At 42.0% G+C, this 7,356-nt stretch carries 5 protein-coding genes; 1 reads left to right on the top strand and 4 read right to left on the bottom strand.

What is annotated here, in order from left to right; translation table 11 throughout:
• The coding region (locus O3602_RS04205) for a cation transporter dimerization domain-containing protein (protein WP_371611206.1) at positions 1 to 695 on the top strand (695 nt) is incomplete at its 5' end.
• Positions 696 to 783: 88 nt separating this feature from the next.
• Here O3602_RS04205 and lepB read toward each other — a convergent pair.
• The 4 genes from lepB to O3602_RS04185 form a co-directional block, all read right to left on the bottom strand.
• Positions 784 to 1,344: a signal peptidase I gene (gene lepB, locus O3602_RS04200; protein WP_155125693.1), complete on the bottom strand. Its 561-nt coding sequence runs from the start codon at positions 1,342 to 1,344 to the stop codon at positions 784 to 786.
• A 164-nt stretch (positions 1,345 to 1,508) separates the two neighbouring features.
• A complete protein-coding gene (pyk, locus tag O3602_RS04195; protein WP_003003616.1) occupies positions 1,509 to 3,014 on the bottom strand; it encodes a pyruvate kinase in 1,506 nt (501 codons plus the stop codon).
• Between the two features lie 69 nt (positions 3,015 to 3,083).
• The gene (gene pfkA, locus O3602_RS04190; RefSeq protein ID WP_003003668.1) at positions 3,084 to 4,097 is read right to left on the bottom strand and encodes a 6-phosphofructokinase; all 1,014 of its coding nucleotides are present in this window, start codon (positions 4,095 to 4,097) and stop codon (positions 3,084 to 3,086) included.
• 83 nt (positions 4,098 to 4,180) lie between these two features.
• Positions 4,181 to 7,282 carry a DNA polymerase III subunit alpha gene (locus O3602_RS04185; RefSeq protein ID WP_371611205.1) on the bottom strand — a complete coding sequence of 1,034 codons (3,102 nt, stop codon included), beginning with the start codon at positions 7,280 to 7,282 and terminating at the stop codon, positions 4,181 to 4,183.
• Positions 7,283 to 7,356: the final 74 nt, after the last annotated feature.

The raw sequence follows: 7,356 nt of genomic DNA, 5'->3' as shown, positions 1-7,356 counted from the left end.
CTGTTGCGATTGGGGCTAGCGCTCTCAACTACCCCATTGTAGACCAATTGGTGGCCATTGTCATCACCTTCTTTATCCTAAAAACCGCCTACGATATTTTCATCGAATCCTCCTTCAGCCTCTCCGATGGTTTTGATGAAAGTCTCCTGGATAAATACAAGGCGGCTATTCTGGAATTGCCAAAGGTCAGCCGGGTCAAATCCCAACGGGGACGGACCTACGGAAGCAACATTTACCTAGATGTCGTCATCGAAATGAATCCAGACCTCTCTGTTTATGAGAGCCATGCCATTACCGAAGAGGTCGAGCGCCTTCTCAAGGAACAGTTTGGCGTCTTTGATATCGATATCCATGTGGAGCCAAGTTCTATCCCAGAAGATGAAATTTTGGATAATGTCCTTCTCAAATTAAAGACCTATGAAGAACGCTTGCAAGCTCAGCAGGAATATTCAACCCTTCTTGCAGACAACTTCATTCTCATTAATGAATTCGGCCAAGAAAGCCACAAAGAGGAACTAGTCCGTTTGCAAGAAGAGCACCAAATTCCCTTTAAGAATTTCGAGATCGAATCTATCAGTCAAAAGACCAAATTGATTCGCTATGAGTTAAATAATCAGATTCATACCTGTCTCTGGCGGCGTCATGAACACTGGCAAAAGGTCTTTCACCAAATTACTAGTAAACAGGAAAAATAGAACCCTCTATCTCAATCTAACCAGAATAAAAAGCTACTGCAATTCCTTTCTGCAGTAGTTTTTTTTGTAAGAAAAAATAGCCTTTCGGCTATTCTTCTACTTTTATAAATCCAAATTTATTAAGAGGATAGAGACGCAGATTTACGACTCCTTCGATCTGATTTTTATGGATATAACCAAACTCACGACTATCTTCTGTATCTCCACGGTTATCATTTAAGACTAGATAAGTATCGGATGGTACACGACCAGCCTTGGTCCCTTTTAACTCTGATAAAAAGAAATCATCCGTATAATACCCATTGCTCGTTGGAGCCGCTAAGTGTTTATTCAGCATTTTATTTAGGTAAGGTTCTGGTGTTGCCTGTCCATTTAAATAGAGGACATCATCTACGTAGCTGACTTCGTCGTTTTCTTTAGCAATGACACGACCAAGGTATTCTTTTCCACCGACCTTGTATAAGACCAAATCACTGCGATCTACCTGAGCATTTCTAGTCGCGACCACAAGATCTCCATTTTTCACAGAAGCATTGGCCATCTTATCATTGATATTAAATGGATGGAATACAAAGATTCGAAGCAAAACCAGTGCTAAAACCAGTACACCGACGATGATGACATTTCTAATTAAATCTCTCCTTGGCATGTATGTCTCCCTTCCTTTTTATTTATTATACCATGTTTTTAATCTTTAAAAAAGAGAAAGTAAGCGTTAGTGAGAATTCTTGTCAACACACTAAACAAAAAAAGAAAAACCTCGTGGTCAATCCTTTCGGACCAACCAGCAAGGCTTTCAGATCAAATTGTCTATTAACGTACTGTACGGATACGCATTGTGTTAGTACGAACAGCTTCTCCAAGTGGCACACCTGCAACGATAACGATATCGTCACCAGATTGTACAAGACCTGCTTCAACTGCTTTACGTTCAGCAATTTCAAACATGTCATCAGTTGATGATGGAGCTTCTGTCAACATTGGGATAACACCCCAGTTCAACATCAATCCACGTTCTGTTAATTCGTCAAATGTCAATGCCAAGATATCAGCATTTGGACGGTATTTAGAAATCAAACGTGCTGTGTGACCAGTCTTAGTAAGAGTTACAACCAATTTGATGTCCATTGAGTTTGTAGCATCTTTAACTGCTGAAGCCATAACTTCTGTCTTAGAGTTACGTTCAAATGAATCTGAGTTCAAACGTCCGTATTCGTTAAGAAGAGTTTGAGCGTTCTTATCGATTGTAGCCATTGTTGTAACTGACTCAAGTGGGTATTTACCATTTGCAGACTCACCTGAAAGCATTGTAGCGTCAGTTCCGTCGATAACAGCGTTGAATACGTCTGATACTTCTGAACGAGTTGCACGTGGTTTTTCAGTCATTGTTTCAAGCATGTTTGTTGCAGTGATAACAACTTTACCAGCAGCGTTTACTTTAGTGATGATCATTTTTTGGTAAACTGGAACCATTTCAAATGGCACTTCGATACCCATGTCACCACGAGCAATCATGATACCATCAGCAGCTTCAATGATTTCGTCCAAGTTATCGATACCTTGTTGGTTTTCGATCTTCGCAAACAATTGAACGTGACCGTTACCAGTTTCTTCACAGATTGCACGAACTTCATTTACGTCTTTTGCAGTACGTACGAATGAGATCGCGATGAAGTTGATACCTTGTTCAAGACCGAAGCGGATATCAGCGTTATCACGTTCAGCAAGTGCCGGGAAAGGAATTTTAGTGTTAGGGATGTTGACACCTTTTTGTTTAGCGATGATACCATCGTTTTCAACTTCAACGACAAATTCACGTTTTGCAGCGTCTTTTTCTACAACGCGAAGACCCAATTTACCATCGTCAACCAATACTTGGTGTCCAACTTCAACGTCATCAAAGATGTCAAGTCCACCAGCAACATTCAAAGCAATCACTTCACGAGTAGATTTGATTCCTTGTTTAGTTGCAACACGGATTTTTTCACCAGTTTTGTATGAATACTCTTTAGCTTCACCTTCGAACAATTCAGTACGGATTTCTGGTCCTTTAGTATCAAGAAGGAAACCAACTTTTTTACCTGCAAGTTTTTCTGCAAGTTTAACAGTTGCCATACGTTCACCTTGTTCTTGGTGGTCACCGTGTGAGAAGTTGAAACGGAAAGTGTTAGCTCCTGCTTCAATTAATTTAGCAATGTTTTTAGCTGAAGCTTCAACGTCAAGTTTTTCACCCCAGTATCCATCTTCACCAAATTTTTTACCACCACGGATTTCTACCGCAGGACCCAAAGTTGCAACGATTTTTACACGTTTGTTCATGATATATATGACTCCTTTTTAAATATATCTGTCTTTTTAAGACAAGGTTAACGAATTTATAAAATACAATTAGATTGAAGACAAGCTACGGTTCAACTCGGCAAGACCAAGATCAGCTTTATGTGGATTGTTTACTACAATCTTACCATCTTCTGTCAAGCTAAAGAGGGCTCCTTCTTCTGCTTTACCAAGGATTGGGTTTTCAACCATTTTTTCATTACGGATACCAACGGCTACACCACCGATTCCTTGTTTCAGCAATTTAACAGCGTGTGCTCCCATACGTGAAGCAAGAACACGGTCACGCGCAGTAGGTGAACCACCACGTTGGATGTGACCAAGCTCAGTTACACGAAGGTCGCTTTCATCACCAGCCGCTTTCAAAGCTTTACCAAATTCATCTGCAGACATCACGCCTTCAGCCAAGATGATGATGTTGTGGGTACGACCTTTTGCGTAACCTTCTTTGATGCTCTCAACAACATCTTCGATCTTGAATCCTTCTTCAGGAATGATGATTTCATCTGCACCAGATGCAATCCCTGCCCAAAGAGCGATATCTCCAGCGTTACGTCCCATCACTTCGATAACGAAAGTACGGTGGTGACTAGATGATGTATCACGGATCTTATCGATCGCGTCCATTGCAGTTGTGACTGCCGTATCAAAACCAATTGTAAAGTCAGTTCCGACGATATCGTTGTCGATCGTACCAGGAAGACCAACAGCTGGGAATCCAAGCTCAGTCAAGCGCATCGCACCATGGTAAGAACCATCTCCACCAATAACGACAACACCTTCGATCCCGTGTTTCTTCAATTGCTCGATCCCTTTTAATTGACCTTCGCGTTGTGCGAATTCAGGGTAACGAGCTGAATGAAGGAAGGTACCACCACGGGAAATAATATCTCCAACAGATGAGGCGTCAAGGGGCTGAATTTTACCAGCAACCATTCCCGCATATCCATCATAGATACCGAAAACTTCCATTCCTTCTGAAATTGCTTGACGAACAACTGCACGGATGGCAGCGTTCATACCAGGGGCATCTCCACCACTAGTTAAAACAGCAATACGTTTCATTTCGTTTTTGCTCCTTTTTTTCTTTTACATTCTAAGTAATTATAACACAAAGAAGACTAAAATTCTCGTATTTTTCGCAGTTTTTACCGATAAATCGTTTTCATAACGAGATTCTTTAGTTCATCTTCCAATTCTTTGTTTTTCTGGACTGTATAGCCCTTCAATTGAAGAGTTTTTTTCTCGTCTTCATAGCGTAATATCACAGGATATGGGCCCGGATATTTTTTCAAGATAGAAAGAATCGTTTTATCCTGACGATGATCGAGCAACTGGATCCAGAACTTTTCATTGGTTGCCAGTTGCGCCTCTGCTAGAATCATCTGCAAGCGCCCATCACGCTCTTGTATTTTCCCTGTCAAGTAATAAAAGCCACCTTCTTTTATCAAGGAGGAGAATCGATTGTAGGTTTCAGGGAAAAGGGTCACATCCAATTTTTTCTTGGTATCACTGACTTGTAAGAAAGCCATGAGATCGCCCGACTTGGTTCGAATGGTTCGAATGTTTTGTACCTCAATGAGAATGCGTGCCTGCTCTCCTTGAACTAATTGTGAAATTGGTTGGATCTCGTAGGGACTCGTTTGACCAATCGCAACCAATGGGTGAGTACTGAGCCCGATCCCAATAATGGCCTCTTCCTTCTCATATTTTTCAGCCTGGCTAAAGTCTTCCGCTTCTGTCCAGGAATAGTTAGAATCCCCAAACAAACTTCCTAGCTCATCAGCAAAGACAAACAAATTCGGCAAATTGTGAAGCACCTTGCGCCTATTTTTTTCAAAAATGTCGAATAATCCAAGCTCCACTAAAGGTGTTAACAAAGGCAATTTATGATACTGATTGGGGAGTCGTAAAATGAAATCTTCGACACTTTCAAAGGGACGATTATCAATGATCCAATACGCTAAATCTCTTGGGAGTCCCTTGATATTTTTCATTCCCCGGTAGATTTTTCGATCCTGGAACTTATCTCTGTAAGGGATGGTATTGATGGATAATGGCGCGACTTTAAAATCAAACTGGAGAGCATCTGCCAGATAATCGCTGCTCGAATAATTGAGCATGACATCAAAGAAAACATCTGGATAATGGACCTTGAAATAGGCCATCTGAAAGGCCAAGGCAGAATAGGCATAGGCATGGGAACGGTTAAACCCATAGCCTGCGAATTTTTCCATGATTGCAAAGACCTCTTTGGCTTTTTCTTCCGTATGACCAAGTTTAAGCGCACCTGCGACAAAATCGTCTTCCATCTTATGCATTTCAGCCGCATTTTTTTTGCCCATGGCCCGACGTAAAATATCGGCTTTCCCTAGACTAAAGCCTGCAAAACGCTGGGCAACCTGCATGACCTGCTCTTGGTAGAGCATGATCCCATAAGTAGGGCTTAAGATTTCTTCAATAGCTGGATCCAAAATCTCAACTTTTTCCTGGCCGTGCTTTCTTTTGACAAAATTATCAATGTAATCACTAGCGCCTGGACGATTGAGAGAGGTGGTCGCTACCACTTCTTCGAAATGATTGGGTCTCACACGTCTCAAGAGGCGAATGGCTCCAGCCTGTTCGAATTGGAAAATCCCCTTGGTATCCCCAGCAGCAAACAAGGCTAAGGTTTCTGGATCTTCTAAATCAATGGCTTCAATCACGATCTCTTCTTGGTACTTTTCATAGACGGCTTCCTTCATTTTCTGAACAAAGGTTAAATTTCGCAGACCCAAAAAGTCCATCTTCAACAGACCATTGGCTTCAACCGCATGGGCATCATACTGGGTGACAAACATATCTTCACCGTACTTGAGAGGAATGTGATCCGTCAAATCCTGGTCACTCATCACAACCCCAGCCGCGTGGATCGATGTCTGTCTTGGTTGGCCTTCAATTCTTTTAGCAATTTCAAAGCCACGCTCAAATTCTACTCGGCTATGAATCACTTGTCGAAAAGCTAGATTCTGTTCATAAGCTGTCGTCAGTGTATCCCTAAACCCAATCCGCTTGGTAATGGAGGTCAATTCGTACTCTGGTACCCCAAAACGTTTAAAGACATCTCGAATGGCTTGTTTGGCCCCAAAGGTTGAAAAGGTCACGATCTGAGCTGCATGATAACTCCCGTAACGGTCTCGCACATAGCGGATAAATTCTGGACGATAGATATCAGGAATATCAATATCAATATCCGGCATGGTGTAGCGCTCCACATTTAAAAAGCGCTCAAAGAGGAGGTTCTTCTCCACAGGATCAATACCTGTAATTCCTAGGGCATAGGCTACCAGTGAGCCTACAGCAGACCCACGTCCCATTCCCATATAATAGCCTTGACTCCGTCCGAAACGAAGAAGGTCCCAGACAATCAAGAAATAATCATCAAAGCCCATTTGGTGAATAATGTCTAATTCATGCTCCAGACGTTCTTGATAGACCGGACTGGTCAAGTTCTTTCGAAGGAGACCCGCTTGAGCTAATTCTTTCAGTTCCTCAACAGCTGGTTTCTGGGGATTGAAGCGAGGCAATTTCAACTGGGTGTCAATATCATATTGAATCCCTTGGACAAGTTTTTCCAGATTTGTGATGGCTTGCGGAAATCGCTCTGCAAAATCATTCTTTAAATCCTGAGGAGTTTTTAGAACTGTTGTAGGATCAATTTGCCCTGTTTCTGTCAAGCTTTGATTGTCCTTGATGGCTGCCAGCATCTGCATGGCTTCCACATCCCCAGCCTCAAAAAAACGTACAGTATGAAGAGGGAGCACAGGGTGGCTAAACTCTTGGACCGGCGTATCCGCAAAAACTCCGATGAAGTAATCTAGACCAAGAGAAAAGTCTCCACTAGCAAAAGGAGCTGGGACAATGACTGCTACTCCTTCTGTAAGGTGCTTCACATCTTCCCAATTGCTCTTCCCCATCATTTTGACGGTCGACATCTTCATCAGATTTTGGTAGCCCTTCGTTGACAAGGCGATCATCCGAAACGGAATTGTTTCATTGTCTACCTCTAGTCCAATTTCTAAACCGACCAAGGGGCTGAGCTTGTGGGCCTGACAGGCTTCGATAAATTCATAAGCACCATACAAATTATCTACATCCATGATTCCCAATACGTCATAACCCATACTTTTAGCCACTTGGACATAGTCTTTTATGGTCACAAGGCTTTCCATAAAAGTATAGACTGATTTGGTATCTAGCTGTGCAATCACTTTTTCTCCTCCCTCACTTGTCTATTTTTGGGACTCTTTTTGTACAAAAAAACACCACTGCTACACAATGATGT

The sequence above is a fragment of the Streptococcus sp. 27098_8_186 genome, assembly GCF_041432055.1.
Lineage (GTDB): Bacteria > Bacillota > Bacilli > Lactobacillales > Streptococcaceae > Streptococcus > Streptococcus dentalis.
This window is presented reverse-complemented; position numbering and strand designations above follow the sequence as displayed.